Annotated in this window: 21 protein-coding genes; 12 read left to right on the top strand and 9 right to left on the bottom strand. The window is 65.9% G+C overall.

The window, feature by feature from the left end:
• Positions 1-67 precede the first annotated feature (67 nt).
• From HNP46_RS18370 to HNP46_RS18390, 5 genes are all read left to right on the top strand, one after another.
• The gene (locus HNP46_RS18370; RefSeq protein WP_184591657.1) at positions 68-346 is read left to right on the top strand and encodes a peptidylprolyl isomerase; all 279 of its coding nucleotides are present in this window, start codon (positions 68-70) and stop codon (positions 344-346) included.
• 6 nt (positions 347-352) lie between these two features.
• Positions 353-715: an MmcQ/YjbR family DNA-binding protein gene (locus HNP46_RS18375; protein ID WP_184591659.1), complete on the top strand. Its 363-nt coding sequence runs from the start codon at positions 353-355 to the stop codon at positions 713-715.
• Positions 715-1,269, top strand: a complete 555-nt coding sequence (locus HNP46_RS18380) for a putative glycolipid-binding domain-containing protein (protein ID WP_184591661.1) — start codon at positions 715-717, stop codon at positions 1,267-1,269. The genes HNP46_RS18375 and HNP46_RS18380 overlap by 1 nt, the downstream gene beginning before the upstream one ends.
• Before the next feature lie 320 nt (positions 1,270-1,589).
• Positions 1,590-2,762, top strand: coding sequence for an MFS transporter (locus HNP46_RS18385; protein WP_184591663.1), 1,173 nt, complete (start codon positions 1,590-1,592; stop codon positions 2,760-2,762).
• A gap of 291 nt (positions 2,763-3,053) precedes the next feature.
• On the top strand, positions 3,054-4,331 hold the full coding sequence (locus HNP46_RS18390) for an OprD family porin (RefSeq protein ID WP_184591665.1): 1,278 nt from the start codon (positions 3,054-3,056) through the stop codon (positions 4,329-4,331).
• Between the two features lie 71 nt (positions 4,332-4,402).
• Here HNP46_RS18390 and HNP46_RS18395 read toward each other — a convergent pair whose 3' ends face one another.
• Together HNP46_RS18395 and HNP46_RS18400 are read right to left on the bottom strand one after the other, a co-directional pair.
• Positions 4,403-4,684 carry a hypothetical protein gene (locus HNP46_RS18395; RefSeq protein ID WP_184591667.1) on the bottom strand — a complete coding sequence of 94 codons (282 nt, stop codon included), beginning with the start codon at positions 4,682-4,684 and terminating at the stop codon, positions 4,403-4,405.
• A 155-nt stretch (positions 4,685-4,839) separates the two neighbouring features.
• Positions 4,840-5,790 (bottom strand): phospholipase D family protein, encoded by a 951-nt coding sequence (locus tag HNP46_RS18400; protein ID WP_184591669.1) that lies wholly within the window; start codon positions 5,788-5,790, stop codon positions 4,840-4,842.
• A gap of 235 nt (positions 5,791-6,025) precedes the next feature.
• On the opposite strand from HNP46_RS18400, the gene HNP46_RS18405 reads away from it, so the two are divergent.
• Positions 6,026-7,615 carry an ABC-F family ATPase gene (locus tag HNP46_RS18405; protein WP_221455031.1) on the top strand — a complete coding sequence of 530 codons (1,590 nt, stop codon included), beginning with the start codon at positions 6,026-6,028 and terminating at the stop codon, positions 7,613-7,615.
• Between the two features lie 242 nt (positions 7,616-7,857).
• Here HNP46_RS18405 and HNP46_RS18410 read toward each other — a convergent pair whose 3' ends face one another.
• Entirely contained in the window at positions 7,858-8,319 is a 462-nt protein-coding gene (locus HNP46_RS18410; protein WP_015477328.1) for an Lrp/AsnC family transcriptional regulator, read from the bottom strand.
• Positions 8,320-8,591: 272 nt separating this feature from the next.
• Here HNP46_RS18410 and HNP46_RS18415 point away from each other — a divergent pair, with 272 nt between their 5' ends.
• The 6 genes from HNP46_RS18415 to HNP46_RS18440 all read left to right on the top strand — a co-directional run bounded on the left by HNP46_RS18415 (position 8,592) and on the right by HNP46_RS18440 (position 15,343).
• Entirely contained in the window at positions 8,592-9,824 is a 1,233-nt protein-coding gene (locus HNP46_RS18415; protein WP_184591673.1) for a 3-methyl-2-oxobutanoate dehydrogenase (2-methylpropanoyl-transferring) subunit alpha, read from the top strand.
• Positions 9,821-10,873 (top strand): alpha-ketoacid dehydrogenase subunit beta, encoded by a 1,053-nt coding sequence (locus HNP46_RS18420; protein WP_017518320.1) that lies wholly within the window; start codon positions 9,821-9,823, stop codon positions 10,871-10,873. Before HNP46_RS18415 ends, HNP46_RS18420 begins: the two co-directional genes overlap by 4 nt.
• A complete protein-coding gene (locus HNP46_RS18425; RefSeq protein ID WP_184591675.1) occupies positions 10,874-12,160 on the top strand; it encodes a dihydrolipoamide acetyltransferase family protein in 1,287 nt (428 codons plus the stop codon).
• A gap of 15 nt (positions 12,161-12,175) precedes the next feature.
• Positions 12,176-13,582: a dihydrolipoyl dehydrogenase gene (gene lpdA / locus HNP46_RS18430; protein WP_184591677.1), complete on the top strand. Its 1,407-nt coding sequence runs from the start codon at positions 12,176-12,178 to the stop codon at positions 13,580-13,582.
• Positions 13,583-14,048: 466 nt separating this feature from the next.
• On the top strand, positions 14,049-14,489 hold the full coding sequence (gene aroQ, locus HNP46_RS18435) for a type II 3-dehydroquinate dehydratase (protein ID WP_184591679.1): 441 nt from the start codon (positions 14,049-14,051) through the stop codon (positions 14,487-14,489).
• Positions 14,490-14,494: 5 nt separating this feature from the next.
• Positions 14,495-15,343, top strand: a complete 849-nt coding sequence (locus HNP46_RS18440) for a shikimate dehydrogenase (RefSeq protein WP_184591682.1) — start codon at positions 14,495-14,497, stop codon at positions 15,341-15,343.
• Positions 15,344-15,449: 106 nt separating this feature from the next.
• Here the strand turns inward: HNP46_RS18440 and HNP46_RS18445 are convergent, their stop codons facing one another.
• From HNP46_RS18445 to HNP46_RS18470, 6 genes are all read right to left on the bottom strand, one after another.
• Positions 15,450-15,851 carry a DUF2501 domain-containing protein gene (locus tag HNP46_RS18445; RefSeq protein ID WP_184591686.1) on the bottom strand — a complete coding sequence of 134 codons (402 nt, stop codon included), beginning with the start codon at positions 15,849-15,851 and terminating at the stop codon, positions 15,450-15,452.
• A 70-nt stretch (positions 15,852-15,921) separates the two neighbouring features.
• Positions 15,922-17,010 carry a glycerophosphodiester phosphodiesterase gene (locus HNP46_RS18450; RefSeq protein ID WP_184591689.1) on the bottom strand — a complete coding sequence of 363 codons (1,089 nt, stop codon included), beginning with the start codon at positions 17,008-17,010 and terminating at the stop codon, positions 15,922-15,924.
• Positions 17,011-17,231: 221 nt separating this feature from the next.
• Entirely contained in the window at positions 17,232-19,424 is a 2,193-nt protein-coding gene (gene katG, locus HNP46_RS18455) for a catalase/peroxidase HPI (protein WP_184591697.1), read from the bottom strand.
• A gap of 419 nt (positions 19,425-19,843) precedes the next feature.
• A complete protein-coding gene (locus HNP46_RS18460) occupies positions 19,844-21,697 on the bottom strand; it encodes an amidohydrolase (RefSeq protein WP_184591700.1) in 1,854 nt (617 codons plus the stop codon).
• Between the two features lie 11 nt (positions 21,698-21,708).
• Positions 21,709-22,527, bottom strand: a complete 819-nt coding sequence (locus tag HNP46_RS18465) for an alpha/beta fold hydrolase (protein ID WP_184591703.1) — start codon at positions 22,525-22,527, stop codon at positions 21,709-21,711.
• Between the two features lie 81 nt (positions 22,528-22,608).
• The gene (locus HNP46_RS18470) at positions 22,609-23,178 is read right to left on the bottom strand and encodes an antibiotic biosynthesis monooxygenase (protein WP_184591705.1); all 570 of its coding nucleotides are present in this window, start codon (positions 23,176-23,178) and stop codon (positions 22,609-22,611) included.
• Positions 23,179-23,571: the final 393 nt, after the last annotated feature.

Below are 23,571 nucleotides of genomic sequence, written 5' to 3' on the forward strand. Positions count from 1 at the left end.
ATGCGACCTGATTCACTGCTCCCGTACAATGCCGCGCCAAACGCTTTCTCTTTTCAAGGAAACCAACATGCCCGTCGCCATGGCTCGCCATATCCTGGTCAAGACCGCCGCCGAAGCCGAGCAGATCAAGCAGCGCCTGGCCAAGGGCGAGGATTTCGCCGCCCTGGCGCGCAAGCATTCCACCTGCGCTTCGGGCAAGCGCGGCGGTGACCTGGGCGAGGTGCGCCCCGGCCAGATGGTGCGCAGCATCGACCAGGTGATCTTCAGGAAGCCGGTCGGCGTGGTCCACGGACCGGTAAAAAGCCAATTCGGCTACCATCTGGTCTACGTCTATTTTCGGGATTGAACGGCTATGACGCCGCAACAGATCGCCCGCTTCTGCCTGGAACTGCCCGGCGCCCGCGAAGACATCAAATGGGGCAGCAACCGGGTGTTCTCGGTGGCCGGCAACAAGATGTTCGCCATTCTCGACTTTCTCGACAGCGGCAATGGCGGCCTGGCCTTCAAGGTCGGCCCGGAACTGTTCCTGGGTTACGTCGACCGCCCCGGCATCCGCCCAGCGCCTTACCTGGCGCGGGCCTTCTGGATTTCCATGCAGCAGCCCTACCCCATGGCTGACGCCGAACTGCGCGAAGCGCTGACCCGCTCGCACCAGTTGGTGGTCGCCCGCCTGCCCAAGCGCCAACGCCTGGGCCTCGTGCTGGACGCGCCCTGATGCGCACGCTGGACTGGGAAGGCCTCTGGCACGCACCGGCAGCCAGCTGGGAGTCGCTGCAACTGGACGAGCATCGCGCCGAGAGCCAGTTGCGAGCGATCGACGAAGCCGGTGGACCGTCCTATCAACTCGACTACCAACTGGAGTGGGATGCGCAATGGCGACTGCGCAAGGCGCACTTCACCGTGGAGAGCGCTCGCGGCCTGCATCAACTGCAGCTGCTCAGCGATGGTGAAGGTCGTTGGCGGACTGCCGAAGGTGAGAACCTGACGGAGCTGGATGGCTGCCTGGACATCGACCTCTGGCCATCGCCCTTCACCAACACCTTCCCCATCCGCCGCCTGGGGCTCGCAGACGGCGAGCGCCACGAACTGACGGTGGTCTACCTGGAAGCGCCGCAGCTCAAGCCGGTGCGGATGCGCCAGGGCTATACCCGCATCGACGCACATCATTATCTGTACGAGAACCTCGAAGGCACCGACTTCAAGGCGCGGCTGACGGTGGATGACCAGGGGCTGGTGGTCGATTACCCAACCCTCTTCCGCCGGGTCTGACCTATAGAAACGCGCCGACTCCGGCGTAACCGGTTTCGTAGGAGCGGACCTTGTCCGCGAAATCCGACCGGCGCGCCCTGAACCATTTGGCGGAAAGCGAACCACTTCGCGGACAAGGTCCGCTCCTACATATGAGACACCAGCGGCGTAGGGCGCATAACCTGGAACAGGTTATCCGCCTCCCAGACGGCGGCGGATAACGCTGACTCGTTATTCGCCCTGCCGGCTGCCTCTCGGCAAAGGTAGTTCGTTAGCTAGCTTTCCTACAGGCAAACCACGGTCCATCATGTAGGGCCACTCGCCGTACCGAACCGCCGCAGATGTCCGCCCAGACCGCCCCCTCCACGTCCACCACCCTGCAGGTGGTGTCCGTTGTCCTGTTTACCTTCATCGCCTACCTGACCATCGGCATCCCGCTGGCCGTGTTGCCCGGCTACGTGCACAGCGACCTGGGCTTCGGCTCTGTGATGGCGGGCCTGGTGATCAGTATCCAGTACCTCGCCACCCTGCTCACCCGCCCCTACGCCGGCAAGGTGATCGACACCCTCGGCCCCAAGCGCGCGGTGCTCTACGGCATGCTCGGCTGCGCCGGCAGCGGCGCACTGATGCTCGGTTCCTGGGCGATGCAGGGTCTGCCGTGGCTCAGCCTCGGCCTGCTGATGGTCGCGCGGCTGGTGCTGGGCACCTCGGAAAGCCTGGTGGGCAGCGCCTCGATTGCCTGGGGTATCGATCGCGTCGGTGCGGCGAACACCGCCAAGGTGATTTCCTGGAACGGTATCGCCAGCTATGGCGCCCTGGCCATCGGCGCGCCGCTGGGCGTGCTGATGGTCGGCCAGCTCGGGTTGGCCAGCCTGGGTGGCAGCGTGGTCCTGCTGGCCGCGCTGGGTTTTGCCCTGGCCTGGCCGAAACGCGCGGCGGCGCTGGTGCATGGCGAGCGCATGCCCTTCCACCACGTGCTGGGCCGTGTCTTCCCCCACGGCATGGGCCTGGCGCTGGGCGGCATCGGTTTCGGCACCATCGCCACCTTCATCACCCTGTACTACGCCAGCCTCGGCTGGAAGGACGCCGTCTACTGTTTGACTGCTTTCGGCGGCTGCTTCATCGGCGCGCGCCTGCTGTTCGCCAATGCCATCAACCGCCATGGCGGCTTCCGCGTGGCCATTGCCTGCCTGTCGGTGGAAAGCCTCGGCCTGCTGCTGTTGTGGAACGCCCCGACACCCTGGATCGCCCTGGCCGGCGCGGCGCTGACCGGCTTCGGTTTCTCCCTGGTATTCCCCGCACTGGGCGTGGAAGCCGTCGGCCTGGTGCCCGCTTCCAACCGCGGCGCCGCGCTGGGTGCCTACTCGCTGTTCATCGACGTATCCCTGGGCGTCACCGGGCCGCTGATGGGCGCGGTGGCCAGCGGCTTCGGCTTCGGTTCGATCTTTCTCTGTGCCGCACTGGCGGCATTCAGCGGATTGATCCTCAGCCTCTGGCTGTACCAGCGCTCCTGATATCCGCCTGCACGCCCTGCGCGGCAATCCGTCGCGACGGCGGCCATTGCCGTCGAGCCGCCGCGATCCGGCGGCCAACGCCGCTGATCAGATCAGCATGACAGGAGCGTGACAGGGACTGGACGAAAAAGTTCGATCCTCTGTTATCATCCCGCGGCGCCGGGGCGACCACGCCCCGAATACAACCAAAAGAACATGCCAGCACAGAACTCCACCTACCCCGTTCACGCACTTCGGGGCGGAGAGCTTTTTTCTTTCTGTTCGCTGGCGCTGCACCGTTAAGGAATCAAGATGCTGAACCACCGGATCAGTCTGCTCGCACTGGGGATCCTCGCTTCGACCGCCGCCATGGCCGAAGACCAGTCCACCGCCAAGGGCTTCGTCGAAGACAGCCACCTGGACCTGTTCTTCCGCAACGCCTACATGAACCGTGACTACAAGCACGGTCGTGACGACAAGGCCGAGTGGGGCCAGGCCGCCACCGCCACCTTCACCTCCGGCTTCACCCAGGGCACCGTCGGCTTCGGCGTTGACGCGTTCGGCATGTACGCCCTGCGCCTGGACGGCGGCAAGGGCAAGAGCGGCGCCGCCGGCATCGACTTCTTCAAGCAGGGCGACAGCGGCGAAGCCGCCAACGACCTGGCCCGCGCCGGTGGTGCGGTGAAGGCTCGCTTCTCCAACACCGTGATCAAGTACGGTGACCAGATGCCGGCCCTGCCGGTACTCAGCTACGACAACTCCCGCCTGCTGCCGGAAAGCTTCACCGGCACCCTGATCACCTCCAAGGAGATCGAAGGCCTGGAGCTGAACGTCGGCCGCTTCACTTCGGAAACCCGCAAGAGCGCCGAAGGGCGTGACAGCGGCGGCCTGAAGCGCATCGACGTGTTCGGCGGCAGCTACAAGTTCACCGACAACTTCAGCGGCTCGCTGTACGGCTACGAGAGCGAAGACGTCGCTCGCAAGCAGTACATGAACCTGAACTACGTCATCCCGGTGGCCGACAAGCAGTCCCTGACCCTGGACTTCAACGGCTACCGCACCCGCGTCAACGAAGACTTCGCTGCCGACCACGGCATCGACGGCACCAAGAACACCATCTGGAGCCTGTCGGCCGCCTACAACATCGGCGCGCACACCTTCATGGTCGCGCACCAGCGCAACAACGGCGACTCCGGCTACAACTACGGCTGGTACCAGAACCAGGGCGGCCTGGGCGATGGCGGCACCACCATCTGGCTGGCCAACTCCTACTGGTCGGACTTCAACGGCGAGGACGAGCGCTCCTGGCAGGGCAGCTACAGCCTGGACTTCTCCGAGTACGGCGTACCGGGCCTGAGCTACACAGTGGCCTATGTCTACGGCGACAACATCAAGACCGCCGAGACCAGCAACGGCAAAGAGCGCGAAATCTTCAACCAGCTGAAGTACGTGGTACCGAGCGGCCCGGCCAAGGACCTGTCGGTCAAGCTGCGCGGTTCCTGGCTGCGCGTGTCCAACGACGCCCGCTCCTACAACGACGACGGCAACGAAGTGCGCGTCTTCGTCGAGTACCCGGTCAACATCTTCTGATGACCTGACCCGGCTCGAAAAAACGCCCCGTGGCAGCGATGCCACGGGGCGTTTTTCATTGCCGGCGCTGGCTACTCCAGGCCACGTCGCCGTGACAACCCCGGCAGCGGCGGCAAGGCCATGCGCAGGATATGCAGGCACACCAGCAGGATCACCCCGCCCGCCAGCAGCGAACCGACGCGCTGGGCAGGTTCCAGGGTCTCATTGAGGGTATTGAGGAACAGCATGGCACTGCCGCCGAGCAGGCAGGCGAGCAGGAAAGTGCAGAGGATGTAGATCTTCAGCGTCAACAGACGCCAGTGCCAGCGCATGCGACGACGCGCGGGCACTTCATCGCGGGGAAGTTGCGGCATGTTCCCTTGCCTCCTGACCGGTTTCTGACGGGCTCACGCAACAGCGGAATGCGACGTCGAGATAGTGGCAGGATGCTAGCTATGAGAAATCAAAATGCCAAGGTGCGCAGCGCAGGATCACCCTGTTCCGGGCCGCACACCGATGAACGGCAGGCTCAGCGCACCACGCTGTTGATGTCATGGCGGTTGAGCGAGGTGCGCATTTCCTCGTACCACTCGGGGATCACGTCCTTGAGCCGCTCCTTGGCGTCTTCCAGCTTGAACGGCTGGGTGTAGCGCTTCTTGCGGTAGGAATAGATGTAGTAGGTGCCGTCGCGGTAGAGGATGCGGTCGAAGGTGTAGAAGCCGATGTGTGTGCCGTTGCAACGCGCGGTCAGCACCATGTCGCCCTCTTCGTAAGGCAGCACGCCCTCGGCGCATTCGTAGGTGAAGAACTCGCGCACGTCGTCCCAGTCCACGCCGTCGCTGCTGGCGTGCAGGAAGGCCTCGGCCTTCTCTTCGGAATCGTCGGAGTGGTCGCTGTACCAGATGAACAGCGGGATGCTCTGGTTGGTCTCGTCGCCCAGCCAGCTCTCGCCGTCCAGGTACTGCGCGCTGCGCGCCAGGCTGGCCTGCACACGACGATGGCTCTGGCGGTACTCCTCCAGTTGCTCGTCGAAGGCCGGGGCATCTTCACCCAGCACAACGCCTTCCATGCCCTTGATCTCCGTGGCGCGCGCCAGGTAATCGGCATACAGCGCCGCGTCCTGGATCACCGTGCAGGTATCGCGGGTCAGGCTCAGGCCGACCTCGGTGAAGTTGGCGCTGCCCAGGATCACCACGTCCGGCTCCACCAGGATCAGCTTCCAGTGCACGCTGTTCTGCGCACGGAAATCCACGTGCAGGGTGACGCCGGCGCCGCAGTCGCGGACGCAGAAATCGATGAAGTCCGGTGAGGTGAAGGAGTTGATGGTGCCCACCAGCAGGTCGAGGCGGTTGCCTTTCTCCACCAGGGTTTCGATCAGCGACTCGGTTTCACTGGCGGAGGCCGAGACGACGGTGATCAGCTTGCCGCTGAGCTGCTCCAGGTACTGCTTGAGCGATTTTTGAGCGTTAAGGATTTTCATACAGCCCCCACCAGAATTCTGAACACCGAATTCTGCTGCAGGACACTGGCGGGTTTCAACTGTCGGCTGTGCCATACGCCCATGAACCGGGCGCTGCAGCGGCAAAACATGCAAGGCGGGTCGCTGCTGTGGCATAATAGGCGGCTTTGTCAGGTCGCCTCCGAGCGCCGCCTTCCCTGCCCGCCCGCGCCGCTCGCGCCCGGCGCGCATCATGTTCCAGCCAAGGGTTACCCAGTTGATTTCAACCGCCAACATAACCATGCAGTTCGGCGCTAAACCGCTGTTCGAAAACGTCTCCGTCAAGTTCGGCAACGGCAACCGCTACGGCCTGATCGGCGCCAACGGTTGCGGCAAGTCCACCTTCATGAAGATTCTCGGCGGTGAACTGGAGCCATCCAGCGGCCAGGTGATGCTGGAGAACGGCGTGCGCCTGGGCAAGCTGCGCCAGGACCAGTTCGCCTACGAAGACTTCAGCGTGATCGACACCGTGATCATGGGCCACGAGGAACTGTGGAAGGTCAAGGCCGAGCGCGATCGCATCTACTCCCTGCCGGAGATGAGCGAGGAAGACGGCATGGCCGTGGCCGAGCTGGAAGTGCAGTTCGCCGAGTTCGACGGCTACACCGCCGAATCCCGTGCCGGTGAGCTGCTGCTGGGCCTGGGCATTCCGCTGGACCAGCACTTCGGCCCGATGAGCGCCGTCGCTCCGGGCTGGAAACTGCGCGTGCTGCTGGCCCAGGCGCTGTTCTCCGATCCGGACCTGCTGCTGCTCGACGAGCCGACCAACCACCTGGACATCAACACCATCCGCTGGCTGGAAAACATCATCACGGCGCGTAACAGCACCATGATCATCATTTCCCACGACCGTCACTTCCTGAACAGCGTCTGCACCCACATGGCCGACCTGGACTACGGTGAGCTGCGCCTGTTCCCGGGCAACTACGACGAGTACATGACCGCGGCCGAACAGGCCCGCGAGCGCCTGCTGTCGGACAACGCCAAGAAGAAAGCCCAGATCGCCGAGCTGCAGACCTTCGTCAGCCGCTTCTCGGCCAACGCCTCCAAGGCCAAGCAGGCCACCAGCCGCGCGCGCCAGATCGACAAGATCCAGCTGGAAGAGGTCAAGCCGTCCAGCCGCGTCAGCCCGTTCATCCGCTTCGAACAGCACAAGAAGCTGCACCGCCAGGCAGTGACCCTGGAGAAGATCAGCCAGGGCTTCGACGGTACCGCACTGTTCAAGAACCTGAGCATGCAGGTGGAAGCCGGCGAGCGCATCGCCATCATCGGCCCCAACGGCATCGGCAAGACCACCCTGCTGCGCACCCTGGTGGGCGACATGGCGCCCACCGCCGGTGAAGTGAAGTGGACCGACAGCGCCGACGTCGGCTACTTCGCCCAGGACCACGCCGAGGACTTCGAGGACGACTACAACCTGTTCGACTGGATGGCCCAGTGGACCCAGGGTGGCGAGCAGCTGGTGCGCGGCACCCTCGGCCGCATGCTGTTCTCCAACGACGACATCAAGAAGTCGGTGAAGGTGATCTCCGGTGGTGAACAGGGCCGCATGCTGTTCGGCAAGCTGATCCTCAAGCGCCCCAACGTGCTGGTGATGGACGAGCCGACCAACCACCTGGACATGGAATCCATCGAGGCGCTCAACCTCGCACTGGAGAACTATCCGGGCACGCTGATCTTCGTCAGCCACGACCGCGAGTTCGTGTCCTCCCTGGCCACCCGCATCATCGAGCTGTCGGAAAACGGCGTGACCGACTTCAGCGGCAGCTACGATGACTACCTGCGCAGCCAGGGCGTGATCGTTTGATCTCTCTCTGCGCGCAATGAAAAAGCCCCGCCAAGTGCGGGGCTTTTTCTTGGGTTCCCTGTCGCAGCGAGCTTGCCCGCGAACCAGGGCAGGCGCTGGGGCGGCAGCGAAACGATCGCGGGCGGAGTCCGCTCCTACGCTCCAGGCGAGAACGGTGCCGGCTGACGCAGGAGCGGACTCCGTCCGCGATGGCTCCCCGGCCACGCCCAGGCCAAGGCGTGCGCTCCAGGAAACGCCCCGATTCAGATCGGCGGAGCCGAACGCAGCATCACCGACTTCAGCGCGAAGGCCGACTTGATCCCCGCCACGCCGGGAATCTGCGTCAGGGTGTTGGTCAGGAACAGCTGGTACGCCGACAGGTCCTTCACCACCACCCGCAGCATGTAGTCGGCGTCGCCGGTCATCTGGAAGCAGCTCATCACCTGGGGCGCCTGGACGATGCGTTCTTCGAACCGGGCGAGGTAGTCGCCGGTCTGTTTTTCCAGGGACACCGAGACGAACACGCTCATGCCGCCGGACAGGCGTTCTTCATCGAGCCGCGCGAAATAGCCCTGGATGTACTGCTCTTCCTCCAGGCGGCGCACCCGGCGAAGGGTCGGGGTCAGCGACAGGCCGATGTTCTGCGCCAGGTCGCGCCAGGACAGGCGGCCGTCATCGGCCAGGGCGCGGAGGATTTTCAGGTCGGTGCGGTCAAGGTCAGCCATTTTCCGTCGTACTACTCAGTGCTGTTTTTATAGTTCAAACACACTAATCCTGAAGCTTACAGCTAGTCAATTTGGAGCAAAAAACCACTCGGTCACACCTATACTGAAACCACAACTACAACAACCGAGGACCTCACCATGAGTGATGTCACCCCCCGCCACGCGACCCCGCGCGGCACCCGCACCGTAGCCCTACCCGGCCGGGTGCGCCCGCCAGGCATGGCCGCTTCCGTCTGCTGATCCACACCCACGATCACAACTGGAGACCCGCCATGACCGATTACGCCCCACTCCGCCTGCACGTCCCCGAACCCACCGGGCGCCCGGGCTGCAAGACCGACTTCTCCTACCTGCACCTGTCGCCCGCCGGCGAGGTGCGCAAACCCGACATCGACGTGGAACCGGCACAGACCACCGACCTGGCCTTCAGCCTGGTGCGCGTGCTCGACGCGGACGGCAAGGCCGTCGGCCCCTGGGCCCCGGAGCTGAGTCACGAGCAGCTGCTGCGCGGCATGCGCCTGATGCTCAAGACACGCCTCTTCGACGCGCGCATGCTCACCGCCCAGCGCCAGAAGAAGATGTCCTTCTACATGCAGTGCCTGGGTGAAGAGGCCATCGCCACCGCCCACACCATGGCCCTGCGCGACGGCGACATGACCTTCCCGACCTACCGTCAGCAAGGCATCCTGATCACCCGCGATTACCCGCTGAAAGACATGATCTGCCAGCTGCTCTCCAACGAGCAGGACCCGCTCAAGGGCCGCCAGCTGCCGATCATGTACTCCAGCCGCGAGAAGGGTTTCTTCTCGATTTCCGGCAACCTCGCCACCCAGTTCATCCAGGCCGTCGGCTGGGGCATGGCCTCGGCGATCAAGGGCGATACGAAGATTTCCTCCGCCTGGATCGGCGACGGCGCCACCGCCGAATCCGACTTCCACACCGCCCTCACCTTCGCCCACGTCTACCGCGCGCCGGTGATCCTCAACGTGGTCAACAACCAGTGGGCGATCTCCACCTTCCAGGCCATCGCCGGCGGTGAAGGCACCACCTTCGCCAACCGTGGCGTGGGTTGCGGCATCGCCTCGCTACGGGTCGACGGCAACGACTTCCTCGCCGTCTACGCCGCCTCGCAGTGGGCCGCCGAGCGCGCCCGCCGTGGCCATGGCCCGAGCCTGATCGAGTGGGTCACCTATCGCGCCGGCCCGCACTCCACCTCGGACGATCCGTCCAAGTACCGTCCCGCCGACGATGCGGAGAACTTCCCCCTGGGCGACCCCATCGCCCGCCTCAAGCAGCACCTGATCGGCCTCGGCATCTGGTCCGAGGAGCAGCAGGAAGCGCTGAAGAAGGAGCTGGAAGCCGAAGTGATCGCCGCGCAGAAAGAGGCCGAGCGCCACGGCTCCCTGGTGGACGGCCACGTGTTCAGCGCCGCCAACCTGTTCGACGACGTCTACAAGGACCTGCCGGAACACCTGCGCCGGCAGCGCCAGGAGCTTGGGGTATGAATGCCATGAACCCGCAACACGAGAACGCCCAGGCGGTCACCAGCATGACCATGATCCAGGCGCTGCGCTCGGCCATGGACGTGATGCTCGAGCGCGACGACAACGTCGTGGTGTTCGGCCAGGACGTCGGCTACTTCGGCGGCGTGTTCCGCTGCACCGAGGGCCTGCAGAAGAAGTACGGCACCTCGCGGGTGTTCGATGCGCCGATCTCCGAGAGCGGCATCATCGGCGCCGCCGTCGGCATGGGCGCCTACGGTCTGCGCCCGGTGGTGGAAATCCAGTTCGCCGACTACGTCTACCCGGCCACCGACCAGTTGGTCTCGGAAGCCGCGCGCATCCGCTACCGCTCGGTCAACGACTTCACCGTGCCCATGGTGGTCCGCATGCCCTGCGGCGGCGGCATCTACGGCGGGCAGACCCACAGCCAGAGCCCGGAAGCGATGTTCACCCAGGTCTGCGGCCTGCGCACCGTCATGCCCTCCAACCCGTACGACGCCAAGGGCCTGCTGATCGCCTGCATCGAGAACGACGACCCGGTGATCTTCCTCGAACCCAAGCGCCTGTATAACGGCCCGTTCGACGGCCACCACGACCGCCCGGTGACGCCCTGGTCCAAGCACCCCGCCAGCCAGGTGCCGGAGGGTTACTACAGCGTGCCGCTGGACAAGGCGGCCATCGCCCGCCCCGGCTCCGAACTGACCGTGCTGACCTACGGCACCACCGTCTACGTGGCCCAGACCGCCGCCGAGGAAACCGGCATCGACGCCGAGATCATCGACCTGCGCAGCCTCTGGCCGCTGGACCTGGACACCATCGTCGAGTCGGTGAAGAAGACCGGCCGCTGCGTCATCGTCCACGAAGCCACCCGCACCTGCGGCTACGGCGCCGAGCTGATGTCACTGGTGCAGGAAAACTGCTTCCACCACCTCGAAGCGCCGATTGCCCGCGTCACCGGTTGGGACACGCCCTACCCGCACGCCCAGGAATGGGACTACTTCCCCGGCCCCGCCCGCGTCGGCGCGGCCTTCAAGCGCGCCATGGAGGTCTGAATGGGCACTCACGTCATCAAGATGCCGGACATCGGCGAAGGCATCGCCGAGGTCGAGCTGGTGGAGTGGCATGTCCAGGTCGGCGACGAGGTCCACGAGGACCAGCTGCTGGCGGAAGTCATGACCGACAAGGCCACGGTGGAAATCCCCTCGCCGGTAGCCGGCAAGATCCTCGCCCTGGGCGGCGTGCCCGGCCAGGTGATGGCCGTGGGCGGCGAGCTGATCCGTCTGGAAGTGGAAGGCCACGGCAACCATCGCGAAGCCGCACAGCCGAAAGCCCAGGAACAGGCCCCGCCGCCGAAGGCGGAAGCCAAGCCCGCCGCCGTCGCCGAAGCACCAAAACCCGCGCCGCGTGTCGAGAGCAAACCCGTTGCCCCGGCCGCACGCCCTGCCACGATTGCCGCCCCGCGCCGCGCGCCGGGTGAAAAACCGCTGGCCTCGCCGGCAGTGCGCCAGCGTGCCCGCGACCTGGGCGTGGAGCTGCAGTTCGTCCAGGGCAGCGGCCCGGCCGGGCGCATACTGCGCGAAGACCTGGAGCACTTCCTCGAACACGGCGGCGCGACCATCGCCTCCGGCTACGCCGCACGCCACGACGAGCACCAGATCCCGGTGATCGGCCTGCGCCGCAAGATCGCGCAGAAGATGGCCGAGGCCAAGCGGCGCATCCCGCACTTCAGCTACGTCGAGGAAATCGACGTCACCGACCTGGAAGACCTGCGCGTCCACCTCAACGCCAAGCACAGCGCGGCGCGCGGCAAGCTCACCCTGCTGCCCTTCATCGCCCGCGCCATGGTCGTCGCCCTGCGCGACTTCCCGCAGCTCAATGCGCGCTACGACGATGATGCCGACGTGATCACCCGCTACGGCGCCGTGCACCTGGGCGTCGCCACCCAGAGCGACAATGGCCTGATGGTGCCGGTGCTGCGCAACGCCGAATCGCGCGACCTGTGGGGCAATGCCGCGGAAGTGGCGCGTCTCGCCGAAGCCGCGCGCCACGGCAAGGCCAGCCGCGAGGAACTGTCCGGCTCGACCATCACCCTGAGCAGCCTCGGCGCCCTGGGCGGCATCGTCAGCACGCCGGTGATCAACTACCCGGAAGTGGCCATCGTCGGGGTCAACCGCATGGTCGAGCGGCCCATGGTGATCAACGGGCAGATCGTCGTGCGCAAGATGATGAACCTGTCCTCGTCCTTCGATCACCGCGTGGTCGACGGCATGGACGCAGCGGCCTTCATCCAGGCCGTGCGCGCCCTGCTCGAACATCCCGCCACCCTGTTCATCGATTGACCCAAGGCCGCTGACATGAAACAGAACCAGACTCTCGAAACCACCCTGCTGGTGATCGGTGGCGGCCCCGGCGGCTACGTCGCAGCCATCCGCGCCGGCCAGCTGGGCATCCGCACCGTGCTGGTGGAAGGCGCGGCCCTGGGCGGCACCTGCCTGAACATCGGCTGCATCCCGTCCAAGGCGCTGATCCACGCCGCCGAGGAATACCTCAAGGCCCGCGAGTTCGCCGGCAAGTCGCCGCTGGGCATCAGCGTGCAGGCGCCGAGCATCGACATCCAGCGCACCGTGGAATGGAAGGACGGCATCGTCGACCGCCTGACCACCGGCGTCGCCGCGCTGCTGAAGAAGCACGGCGTCACCGTGGTCAACGGCTGGGCGAAGATCGTCGACGGCAAGACCGTCGAGGTCGAGCTGGCCGAAGGCGGCACCCAGCACATTCATACCGAGCACCTGCTGCTGGCAGCCGGTTCGAAATCCGTCGAGCTGCCCTTCCTGCCGGTGGGCGGCAACGTGATTTCCTCCACCGAAGCCCTGGCGCCGAAGGCACTGCCCAAGCGCCTGGCGGTCGTCGGTGGCGGCTACATCGGCCTGGAGCTGGGCACCGCGTACCGCAAGCTGGGCGTCGAAGTCACGGTGGTGGAAGCGCAGCCGCGCATCCTGCCGACCTACGACGAGGAACTGACCAAACCGGTGGCCAACGCCCTGCGCAAGCTGGGCATCGAGCTGTACCTGGGCCACAGCGTGATGGGCCTGGAGCCGGACGGCAAAGGCCTGCGCGTGCAGGATGGCGCCGGCTCGCAGCGGGTGATCGAGACCGACCAGGTGCTGGTCGCCGTTGGCCGCCACCCCAACACCAGCGGCTGGGGACTGGAAACCCTGCGCCTGGACATGAATGGCCGCGCCGTGCAGATCGACGACCAGTGCCGCACCTCCATGCGCGATGTCTGGGCTATCGGCGACATCGCCGGCGAGCCCATGCTGGCCCACCGCGCCATGGCCCAGGGCGAGATGGTCGCGGAGATCATCGCCGGCAGGCGCCGCGCCTTCACCCCCACGGCGATCCCGGCGGTGTGCTTCACCGATCCGGAAGTGGTGGTGGTCGGTCTCTCCCCGGAGCAGGCCCAGGCCGCCGGCCATGAAGTGATCACCGCGAACTTCCCGTTCGCCGCCAACGGCCGTGCCATGACCCTGGAATCGGGCGACGGCTTCGTCCGCGTGGTGGCGCGTCAGGACAACCACCTGATCCTCGGCTGGCAGGCCGTGGGCAAGGCGGTGTCGGAGCTGTCCACGGCGTTCGTGCAGTCCCTGGAAATGGGCGCCTGCCTGGAAGACATCGCCGGCACCATCCACGCCCACCCGACCCTTGGCGAAGCGGTGCAGGAAGCTGCGCTGCGTGCGCTGGGGCATGCCTTGCATGTCTGAAGCCTGATCTCTCCAAAGGGAAAGGCCTCCCGGCTTCCCCCTCCTGACCCGCCGCTTGGCGGGTCTTTTTTTGCCGGCCGATCGTAGGGCGCATAACCCGGAACGGGTTATCCGCCGTTGCCCTGGCGGCGGATAACGCTGGCGCGTTATGCGCCCTACGTCCTTGATCGAATCCGTAGGAGCGGATTCATCCGCGATGTCTTCACAGCGAATGCCGATCGCGGACGGAGTCCGCTCCTACGCGCTGTGGTCGATCACCGCACGGATTGTGAATGTGCCAATGCAGCCAAAGGCGTCTATCAACGCACGGGTTCGCTGAGGATGCCTGCATGATGACCGCATCAACAGGTCCTAATCCGGCAAGATCCGCTGATCCCAAGCTACATTGCTTAAATTAACCATTTGGTACATTTTGCTCCGACAGGCCCTTCCTTTCCGGCCATACAAAAACAACGGAGCCAACCTCATGCCTCACTCCCTGCTCGTGCTCAACGGGCCGAACCTCAATCTGCTGGGCACCCGCGAGCCGGCCACCTACGGCCACGAAACCCTCGACGACCTCGCTGCGCTCTGCCAGCGCACCGGCGCCGAGAACGGCCTGGAAATCGACTTCCGCCAGACCAACCACGAAGGCCAGCTGATCGACTGGATCCACCAGGCGCGTGGCCGCTGTGTCGGCATCCTGATCAACCCGGCCGCCTGGACCCACACCTCAGTGGCCATCCGCGATGCGCTGGCCGCCGTGGAGCTGCCGGTGATCGAAGTGCACCTTTCCAACGTGCACCGACGCGAAGAATTCCGTCATCACTCTTTCGTCTCCGGGATCGCCGTTGGCGTGATCGCCGGGCTGGGCAGCGATGGCTACCGCGCCGGTATCCAGCACTTCGCCAAGCGGCTGCAGGAGTGAGTTCCATGAGCGAATACCGCACCGTGCTGGCCGGCCTGATCGGCGCCGGCATCCAGGCTTCGCGCACCCCGGCGCTGCACGAACGCGAAGGCGACGCCCAGGGGCTGCGCTATCTCTATCGACTGATCGACCTGGACACCCTCGGCGTCGATGCCGGCGCCCTGCCCGATCTGCTCGCCGCCGCCGAGCGCATGGGCTACACCGGGCTGAACATCACCTTTCCCTGCAAGCAGGCGGTGATGCCACTGTTGCACGAGCTATCCGACGAGGCGCGCGGCATCGGTGCGGTGAACACCGTGGTGCTGCGCGATGGCCGGCGCATCGGCCACAACACCGACTGCCTGGGCTTCGCCGAAGGCTTCCGGCGCAACCTCAGCGATGCGCCTAGGGCGTGCGTGGTGCAACTGGGCGCCGGCGGCGCAGGCGCGGCGGTGGCCCATGCGCTGCTCAGCGAAGGCGTGGCACAACTGACGATCTTCGACGTGGACCTGGCTCGCGCCCAGGCGCTGGTGGACAACCTCAACGCGCATTTCGGCGGCCAGCGTGCGTGGGCCGGCCATGATCTGGCCGGCGCGATTGCCGAGGCGGACGGGCTGGTCAACACCACCCCGGTGGGCATGGCCAAGCTGCCCGGCGCGCCGCTGCCGCTGGAGCTGCTGCACCCGCGCCTGTGGGTGGCGGAGATCATCTACTTCCCGTTGGAAACCGAACTGCTTCGGCACGCCCGCTGCCTCGGCTGCCGCACGCTGGATGGCGGCAACATGGCGGTGTTCCAGGCGGTGAAGGCGTTCGAGTTGTTCAGTGGCATGGAAGCGAACGCGCAGCGGATGCTGACGCATTTCAGCGCGATGTAAGCGGGTGTCATGGAGCGCTGCCCGGTGATGGGTATCGCTGCGCTCCAGCCCATCCTACTCAGCGGTCAGCCGGCAATGGTGGAGCGGCTGGCTGACCCGAGAAGGCTCAGAGCAGCGATTTGCCCTGGCTGAGTACCTTGTCGCAGACCTGTTTGGTGACCTTCTCCTTCAGGCCGCTGCCGGACAGGTCCAGGCTCTTGCCATCGCTGCCGGTGAGGATGCCCTTGGCGCCGTCCTTGTAGCCGCTGTCGCTGGTGGTGGTGTTGCCGGGCAGCTTGCCCAGCAGCTTGTCCTTCACCTGGGTCGCGGCGTCGGCATTGAGGTAGTTGTTCTTCGCGCAGTACTCCAGCAGCCCGGCGACGTTGCCGCTGCTGCTGGACGACACCGAGGACAGGTTGCCCAGGCCGCCCAGGCTGCCGGCAACGTCTCCCAGGGAGGCGGCATGGGCCAGCGACCAGGGCAACAGGCTGGCAGCGAAGACGGCGGGAAGCAGCTTGCGAGGATTCATGGGACTCTCCTTGAGCAAAGGTGCAGTGAAACGATCACTGCGAGTGTAGTCGCCACCCGCGCCAATCGACTCAATAGCCGACCGACTTGAGCACCTCGTCGACGTCCCGGCTCGGCGGCCGACCGAGGAAGGTCAGCAGATGGTCGGTACGGTTGGTGAAGAAGCCGTCCACCCCGGCCTGGGTGAGCTTGTCGAAGTCCACCGCGTCATCCACGGTGTAGGCATGGACGAACAGCCCGCGCTCGTGGGCGGCCTGGTTCATCCAGGGTTGCACCAGATCCATGTAGCTCTGGTCGCCGCGCGCCGTCAGGGTTGCCGACGGGCCGGTGCCCAGGGCGCCATGGGCCTTGGCCCAGTCCAGCCAGGCGAAGAATTCGTCCTTGGATTTCACTTCCTGGCGGGCGTAGAAGTCGGCTTTGAGCTTTTCGCCGGACTGGGCGAAGGGGGTCGGGCTCTTCGCCGCGATGTAGCCGTCTCCGGTCCACAGCAGCAGTATCTTCGGCACCTTCGGCATGCTCTTGTGCAGCAGTTCCAGGCTGCTCTTCTCGAAGGTCTGCAGGACGATCCTGCCCTGGGGCGCGCCGTCGGCGTCCAGCCAGCCGCGGTTTTCCAGGACCTTGCGCAGGTCCTCCTCGATACCGGGGAACTGCCCCGGCGCCTTGGTCTCCAGGTACAGGCCGGGCGTCTCGCCGCCGCCTTCGGCGATGTCGATCATCTCCTCGAGGGTGAGGATGCGCAGGCCCACGTACTTGGCGCGCGCCCGCTCGGGATAGGCCTGGTTGAACCAGCTGCCGGCGTCCAGGCGCTTGAGCTCGGCCAGGGTGAACTTGCTGATCGGGTCCTTCTCGCGGCCGGGGAAGACCTTGGCCACGTCGGTGGTGCGCTCCAGGGTGTCGTCGTGCAGGGCCACCAGCACGCCGTCTTTCGTACGCTGCAGGTCCGCTTCCAGGTAATCCGCGCCCAGATCGCGGGCGGCGAGATAGGCCGGAGCGGTCTCCTCCGGCGCGTCGTGGGAGGCGCCGCGGTGGGCGATCACCGTGGGCCAGGGCACGCCGGCTGCCGCGCTCAGGGCGCGGCCGGGAGACTCTTCGGCGGCAACGGCAAGGCTAGCGCAAGCCAGGGTGAGACTGCCCAGTACAGCGATGAGACGACGGCGCATAGGCGGAACCCCTTCGATCGATGACGGCCAAGCGGGCCAGTCTGGCGCAGCAGCGTGAAGCTTGTGCGACCAGGCGCGAAGAAAAGCGGCAACAGCACAGGAGCATAAGATCTTTCGAGCATAGGACCCTGCCCGTCCCGCGCAATTCCCTCGGTATTGCCCGCCATGAAAAAGCCCGCGGACGATCGCTCGTTCGCGGGCTCTGGCTCACCCCTGGCCGATCAGCGCGGCAGGTCGAAGCGGTCGAGGTTCATCACCTTGGTCCAGGCCTTGACGAAGTCACGCACGAACTTGCCTTCGCCGTCCGAGCAGCCGTAGACCTCCGACAGTGCGCGCAGCTGCGAGTTGGAGCCCAGCAGCAGGTCGATGCGGCTGCCGGTCCACTTCGCCTCACCGGTCTTGCGGTCACGCCCTTCGAACTGGTCGTTGTCCGCCGAGGTCGGCTTCCACACAGTGCCCATGTCCAGCAGGTTGACGAAGAAGTCGTTGCTCAGCGTACCCGGGCGCTCGGTGAGCACGCCGTTCTGCGAGCCGCCGGTGTTGGCGCCGAGCACGCGCAGGCCGCCGATCAGCACGGTGACTTCCGGCCCGGTCAGCGTCAGCAGCTGCGCCTTGTCGATCAGCAGCGCTTCGGCGGGCACGGCGAACTTGGCCTTCTGGAAGTTGCGGAAACCATCGGCCACCGGCTCCAGCATGCCTACCGAGTGCACGTCGGTCTGTTCCTGGCTGGCGTCCATGCGGCCGGGGGCAAACGGCACGCTCACCTGGTGACCGCCCTTGCGCGCCGCCTCTTCCACGCCGGCATCGCCAGCCAGGACGATCAGGTCGGCCAGGGAGATTTTCTTGCCGCCGGTGGCGGATGCGTTGAACTCGGACTGGATTTCACCCAGCACACCGAGCACCTTGGCCAGCTGTTCGGGCTGGTTCACCGGCCAATCCTTCTGCGGCGCCAGGCGGATGCGTGCGCCGTTGGCGCCGCCGCGCTTGTCCGAGCCGCGGAAGGTCGAGGCCGAGGCCCAGGCGGTGGAGACCAGCTCGGCAACCGACAGCCCCGAAGCCAGCACCTTGGCCTTGAGCGCGGCAATGTCCTGTTCGTCCACCAGCGGATGGTCGACCGCCGGGATCGGGTCCTGCCAGACCAGCTCCTCGGCCGGCACTTCCGGGCCCAGGTAGCGGGCGCGCGGGCCCATGTCGCGGTGGGTCAGCTTGAACCAGGCACGGGCGAAGGCGTCAGCGAAGGCGTCCGGGTCTTCGTAGAAGCGCCGGGCAATCTTCTCGTAGGCCGGGTCGACGCGCAGCGAGATGTCGGTGGTGAGCATCGACGGCGCGCGGCGCTTGGATTTGTCGTGGGCATCGGGAACGCTGTTGGCCCCCGCACCGTTCTTCGGCTGCCACTGGTGGGCGCCGGCCGGGCTCTTGGTCAGTTCCCATTCGTAGCCGAACAGGTTCCAGAAGAAGTTGTTGCTCCAGCGCGTGGGCGTGGACGTCCAGGTGACTTCCAGGCCGCTGGTGATGGCGTCGCCACCGGAGCCGCTGCCGAAGCTGCTGACCCAACCCAGGCCCTGGTTCTCCAGGCCGCCGGCTTCCGGGTCGGCGCCGACGTTGTCCGCCGGGCCGGCGCCGTGGGTCTTGCCGAAGGTGTGGCCGCCGGCGATCAGGGCGACGGTTTCCTCGTCGTCCATGGCCATGCGCGCGAAGGTCTCGCGGATGTCACGGGCGGCAGCCACCGGGTCGGGGTTGCCGTTGGGGCCTTCGGGGTTCACGTAGATCAGGCCCATCTGCACGGCGGCCAGGGGGTTCTCCAGGTCACGCTCGCCGGTGTAGCGCTTGTCGCCGCCCAGCCAGGTGGTCTCCTCGCCCCAGTACACGTCCATGTCCGGTTCCCAGACGTCCTCGCGGCCACCGGCGAAGCCGAACGTCTTGAAGCCCATGGATTCCAGGGCGACGTTGCCGGTGAGGACGATCAGGTCGGCCCAGGACAGCCTGGCGCCGTACTTCTGCTTGATCGGCCAGATCAGCCGGCGCGCCTTGTCCAGGCTGACGTTGTCCGGCCAGCTGTTGAGCGGCGCGAAGCGCTGCTGGCCACGCCCGGCGCCGCCCCGGCCATCGCCGATGCGGTAGGTGCCGGCGGCGTGCCAGGCCATGCGGATGAACAGTGGGCCGTAGTGACCGAAGTCGGCCGGCCACCAGTCCTGGGAATTGGTCATCACGGCGCGCAGGTCGGCCTTGACCGCTTCCAGATCGAGGGTCTTGAAGGCCTCGGCGTAGTTGAAGTCCGCACCCATGGGGTTGGACCTGGAAGAATGCTGGTGCAGCAGGTCCAGCCTCAGCTGGTTGGGCCACCAGTCACGGTTCGATGTGCCACCACCAGCGGTCTGGTGGAACGGGCAGCTACCTTTGCTTTCTTCACTCATTGCAGGCTCCTTGTGGGCGCCTATCGCTGGCGCCTTGTAATCGCACAACCCATCAGAAGATAGATCAAACGGGACGGGCTGCTATTGCAGTTTTCGATGGGCAGCAGCGGTAAAAGGCTATCGATGGGGAGACCGCCTGATGCGGGTTGGGGACGGGCAGTGCAGGAGCGAGCTTGCTCGCGAACCGGTCAGTCCGCTGCGGACGTGAAATCTATCGCGGACGGAGTCCGCTCCTACGGCCCAGGGAGGCGCCAGTGCGTGCCGCGCCTCCGTCCGCGATGGATATCCCCCCTCTTCGCGGGCCAATCGGCCGCAGAACGTAGGATGGGTGGAGCGCAGCGATACCCATGCTGTCGGTGTTGCCACCATTGATGGGTATCGCTGCGCTCCACACCATCCTACGGTGAGCATTCCCTGGGTCAGAAGGCGAAGCAGGAACAGCCGAAAGCGCCCCAGAAGCCTTGGAAATCGCTCACCGGCACGCTCGACTGGCGCGCACGCTCATGGCTGTGGCCATGCACGCCGCAGGAGCCGACGCACTGGTGCACGACCTGCTGCAACGGCGCCTGCGGGCGCCAGTGGCCGGGGACCATGGCCACCGGCGACCACTCCGGCACCACCGGGATGCTCGGCGGGGCCAGCTTGTCGAACTCGCGGTCGCCGTGGACGATCTTGCCGCCGACCACGGTGAGCACAGACTCGATGGTCTTGATCGCCTCTTCCTCGACGCTGAAGAAATCCTCCGAGAGCACCGCCAGGTCCGCCAACTGGCCGGCCTTGAGCATGCCCTTCTTGCCCTGCTCGCTGGAGAACCAGGCGCTGCCGTGGGTGAACAGCTGGATCGCCACCTCGCGGGACAGGCCTTCCGGGTACAGGCTCAGGCCACCGACGGTCTTGCCGCTGACCATCCAGTACAGCGAGGTCCAGGGGTTGTAGCTGGACACGCGGGTAGCATCGGTGCCGGCCCCCACCGGCACACCTTCGGCCAGCATGCGCTTGATCGGCGGCGTGGCTTCGGCGGCCTGCTTGCCGTAGCGGTCGACGAAGTACTCGCCCTGGAAGGCCATGCGGTCCTGGATGGCGATGCCGCCGCCCAGGGCGCGGACGCGCTCGATGTTCTTCGGGGTGATGGTCTCGGCGTGGTCGAAGAACCACGGCAGGCCGTTGAACGGAATGTCGCGATCGACCTTCTCGAACACGTCGAGCATGCGCGAGATCGACTCGTCATAGGTGGCGTGCAGACGGAACGGCCAGCGCTGCTCCACCAGGTGGCGCACCACCGGCTCCAGCTCGGCTTCCATGGTGCCGGGCAGGTCCGGTCGCGGCTCGAGGAAGTCCTCGAAGTCGGCGGCCGAGAACACCAGCATCTCGCCGGCGCCGTTGTGGCGCAGGAAGTCGGTGCCCTGGCCGTAGGTCACGCTGGAGGTCCAGTTCTTGAAGTCCGCGAGCTCTTCCTTGGGCTTCTGGGTGAACAGGTTGTAGGCGATGCGTACGGTGAGCTGGTCGGCATCGGCCAGTTGCTGGATCACCTGGTAGTCGTCCGGGTAGTTCTGGAAGCCGCCGCCGGCGTCGATCACGCTGGTCAGGCCGAGGCGGTTCAGCTCGCGCATGAACTGGCGGGTCGAGTTGACCTGGTACTCCAGCGGCAGTTTCGGCCCCTTGGCCAGGGTCGCGTAGAGGATCATCGCGTTCGGCCGGGCGATCAGCATGCCGGTGGGCTCGCCGTTGCTGTCACGGACGATCTCGCCGCCGGGCGGGTTCGGCGTGTCCTTGGTGTAGCCCACCACACGCAGCGCGGCGCGGTTGAGCAGCGCGCGGTCATACAGGTGCAGGACGAACACCGGGGTGTCCGGCGCCGCCTTGTTCAGCTCCTCGATGGTCGGCAGGCGGCGCTCGGCGAACTGAAATTCGTTCCAGCCGCCGACCACCCGTACCCACTGCGGCGACGGCGTGCGCTGGGCCTGCAGGCGCAGCATCTCCAGCGCATCGGAGAGCGAGGGCACACCCTCCCAGCGCAGCTCCAGGTTGTAGTTCAACCCGCCACGGATCAGGTGCAGGTGCGAGTCGTTGAGGCCGGGGATGACGGTGCGGCGATTGAGGTCGACCAGCTTGGTCGAGGCGTCGCGGTAGGCCATCGCCTGGGCGTCGCTGCCGACGACCAGGAACCTGCCGTCGGCGATGGCCACGGCGGTGGCATGGGGGCGTTCCGGGTCGACGGTGTGCAGCTTGCCGTTGAACAGGATGAGGTCGGCGTTGCGCTCTGCGTTGTTCATGCTCGGGTACCTCAGCGTTGCAGGAAGGCCAGCAGGTCTTCGTTGAGTTGCTGCGTATGGGTGACGGCGAAGCCATGGGGCGCGCCGGCGTAGACCTTCAGCTGGGCGCCGGGAATCTGCTCTGCGGCGAGCTTGCCGGTGGTCTCGAACGGCACGATCTGGTCGTCATCGCCGTGGATCACCAGGGTCGGCACATCGACCCTGGCCAGGTCGGCGCGGAAATCCGTCTCGGAGAAAGCCGTCACGCAATCCACGGTGCCCTTGAGCGAGGCCAGCAGCGCGATGTTGAGGGTCTGGCTCAGCACGCCGTCGGAGACCTTCTGGCCGTGGTTGGTGCCGTAGAACGGCGCGGCGAAGTCGGCGATGAACTGCGCACGGTCCTGCAGCAGTCCGGCCTTGATGCCGTCGAACACGCCTTTCTCCACGCCCTGCGGGAAGTCGGCGGACTGGCCGAAGATCGGCGTGACGGCGCCCAGCAGCACCAGGCCGGCGACGCGGGCGGTGCCGTGGCGGCCGATGTAGCGGCTGACGTCGCCGCCGCCCATGGAGAAGCCCACCAGCGTCACGTCGCGCAGGTCCAGGTGCTCGATCAGGCCGGCGATGTCGTCGGCGAAGGTGTCGTAGTCGTAGCCGTTCCACGGCTGGCTGGAACGGCCGAAACCACGACGGTCGAAGGCGATGGCACGGTAACCGCGGCTGGCGAGATAGTGCATCTGGTATTCCCACATGTCGCCGTCCAGCGGCCAGCCGTGGCTGAACAGCACGGGCTTGCCGCTGCCCCAGTCCTTGTAATAGATCTCGGTGCCGTCGCGGGTGACGAAAGTGCTCATGGAAACTCCTCTGCCTGCCATGCAGGACGATGTGGGACGGGCGCCACGCAGGCGCCGCGGGAGGGGAAGTCAGGGGAAAGCTCAGTCGGCGTTGAGCCAGCCGGCGCAGCGTCGGGTCACCCAGGGCATGATCAGGTAGACCACCGGCAAGACGATGCACAGGGTCACCAGCAGGTTGCTCGGCACTCGCCCGGCCAGCAGCGGGAAGCGCTCGAACGCCGGCCCCCAGAGCGGCGGGATGACCATGGTCAGCGGGCTGATCACCAGGTAGGTGAGCAGTGCCTGCTTCCATTTCGGCGGCTGGCGGACGCTACCGTGCTCGGGGGTGAACCAGAATTCGGCGTCGTTGTGGATCAGCGGGTGGTCGCCCTCCTCCAGCAACGGCAGCACCTCGGCCACCAGCTCGGCGCGCTCGCTCGAATCGATCCAGGCCTGCAACTGGCCGGCGACGGCGAAACGCACCACCGTGGTATAGACCGCGCCCTCGCCATCCGGGCGGATCACGTTCACCCCCAGGTGCCCCGGCTGCCGCCGTGCGGCGGCGACGGTGCGACGCAGCCAGTCCTCGTAGGTGGGCAGGGCTTCGCAACGCACCTTGTGGTGGACCACCAGCGTCACCACGCTGTTCAGATCGATGGCATCGGCGCTCATGGGGTTCCGGGCTCGGGTTGAGGTCCGGCCACTATGGCGGCGGGAACGGCCGGCCTATTGGACGCATGTGCTGGATCGGGTTATGCCCGGTTGCCCTGCGGCGGATAACGCTGACGCGTTATGCGCCCTACGGTCCGTGCAGTGCGGTTCGCGAGCAAGGACTAGGCGTCCCCCTCGATCCTACGAAGAGCAACGACTCTCGCGTTGGCTTTGGCTTTGGCTTTGGCTTTGGCTTTGGCTTTGGCTTTGGCTTTAAAGAAGACTTCCAGAAAAACGTCCGCGCACTCCGACTGCCCCGTTCAGGAGGCCTCGTTGAAGCGGAGTTTCAGGGGTTGAGCGGCATGGATGCCGCGAGAGCCGCGATGGGCCAGGGATGGCCCTTCGCGGCGGGCC

This window comes from Pseudomonas nitroreducens (genome assembly GCF_014204515.1).
Taxonomy (GTDB): Bacteria; Pseudomonadota; Gammaproteobacteria; order Pseudomonadales; family Pseudomonadaceae; genus Pseudomonas; species Pseudomonas nitritireducens_A.

Excerpts from the sequence above, each read along its gene's own strand:
- HNP46_RS18450 (WP_184591689.1), bottom strand. The coding sequence starts at position 17,010 with ATGCGCCGTCGTCTCATCGCTGTACTGGGCAGTCTCACCCTGGCTTGC.
- HNP46_RS18415 (WP_184591673.1), top strand. The coding sequence starts at position 8,592 with ATGACCGATTACGCCCCACTCCGCCTGCACGTCCCCGAACCCACCGGG.
- HNP46_RS18395 (WP_184591667.1), bottom strand. The coding sequence starts at position 4,684 with ATGCCGCAACTTCCCCGCGATGAAGTGCCCGCGCGTCGTCGCATGCGC.
- HNP46_RS18400 (WP_184591669.1), bottom strand. The coding sequence starts at position 5,790 with ATGAAAATCCTTAACGCTCAAAAATCGCTCAAGCAGTACCTGGAGCAG.
- aroQ (WP_184591679.1), top strand. The coding sequence starts at position 14,049 with ATGCCTCACTCCCTGCTCGTGCTCAACGGGCCGAACCTCAATCTGCTG.
- HNP46_RS18440 (WP_184591682.1), top strand. The coding sequence starts at position 14,495 with ATGAGCGAATACCGCACCGTGCTGGCCGGCCTGATCGGCGCCGGCATC.
- katG (WP_184591697.1), bottom strand. The coding sequence starts at position 19,424 with ATGAGTGAAGAAAGCAAAGGTAGCTGCCCGTTCCACCAGACCGCTGGT.
- HNP46_RS18460 (WP_184591700.1), bottom strand. The coding sequence starts at position 21,697 with ATGAACAACGCAGAGCGCAACGCCGACCTCATCCTGTTCAACGGCAAG.
- HNP46_RS18390 (WP_184591665.1), top strand. The coding sequence starts at position 3,054 with ATGCTGAACCACCGGATCAGTCTGCTCGCACTGGGGATCCTCGCTTCG.
- HNP46_RS18380 (WP_184591661.1), top strand. The coding sequence starts at position 715 with ATGCGCACGCTGGACTGGGAAGGCCTCTGGCACGCACCGGCAGCCAGC.
- HNP46_RS18385 (WP_184591663.1), top strand. The coding sequence starts at position 1,590 with ATGTCCGCCCAGACCGCCCCCTCCACGTCCACCACCCTGCAGGTGGTG.
- HNP46_RS18410 (WP_015477328.1), bottom strand. The coding sequence starts at position 8,319 with ATGGCTGACCTTGACCGCACCGACCTGAAAATCCTCCGCGCCCTGGCC.
- HNP46_RS18465 (WP_184591703.1), bottom strand. The coding sequence starts at position 22,527 with ATGAGCACTTTCGTCACCCGCGACGGCACCGAGATCTATTACAAGGAC.
- lpdA (WP_184591677.1), top strand. The coding sequence starts at position 12,176 with ATGAAACAGAACCAGACTCTCGAAACCACCCTGCTGGTGATCGGTGGC.
- HNP46_RS18370 (WP_184591657.1), top strand. The coding sequence starts at position 68 with ATGCCCGTCGCCATGGCTCGCCATATCCTGGTCAAGACCGCCGCCGAA.
- HNP46_RS18470 (WP_184591705.1), bottom strand. The coding sequence starts at position 23,178 with ATGAGCGCCGATGCCATCGATCTGAACAGCGTGGTGACGCTGGTGGTC.
- HNP46_RS18420 (WP_017518320.1), top strand. The coding sequence starts at position 9,821 with ATGAATGCCATGAACCCGCAACACGAGAACGCCCAGGCGGTCACCAGC.
- HNP46_RS18425 (WP_184591675.1), top strand. The coding sequence starts at position 10,874 with ATGGGCACTCACGTCATCAAGATGCCGGACATCGGCGAAGGCATCGCC.
- HNP46_RS18375 (WP_184591659.1), top strand. The coding sequence starts at position 353 with ATGACGCCGCAACAGATCGCCCGCTTCTGCCTGGAACTGCCCGGCGCC.
- HNP46_RS18445 (WP_184591686.1), bottom strand. The coding sequence starts at position 15,851 with ATGAATCCTCGCAAGCTGCTTCCCGCCGTCTTCGCTGCCAGCCTGTTG.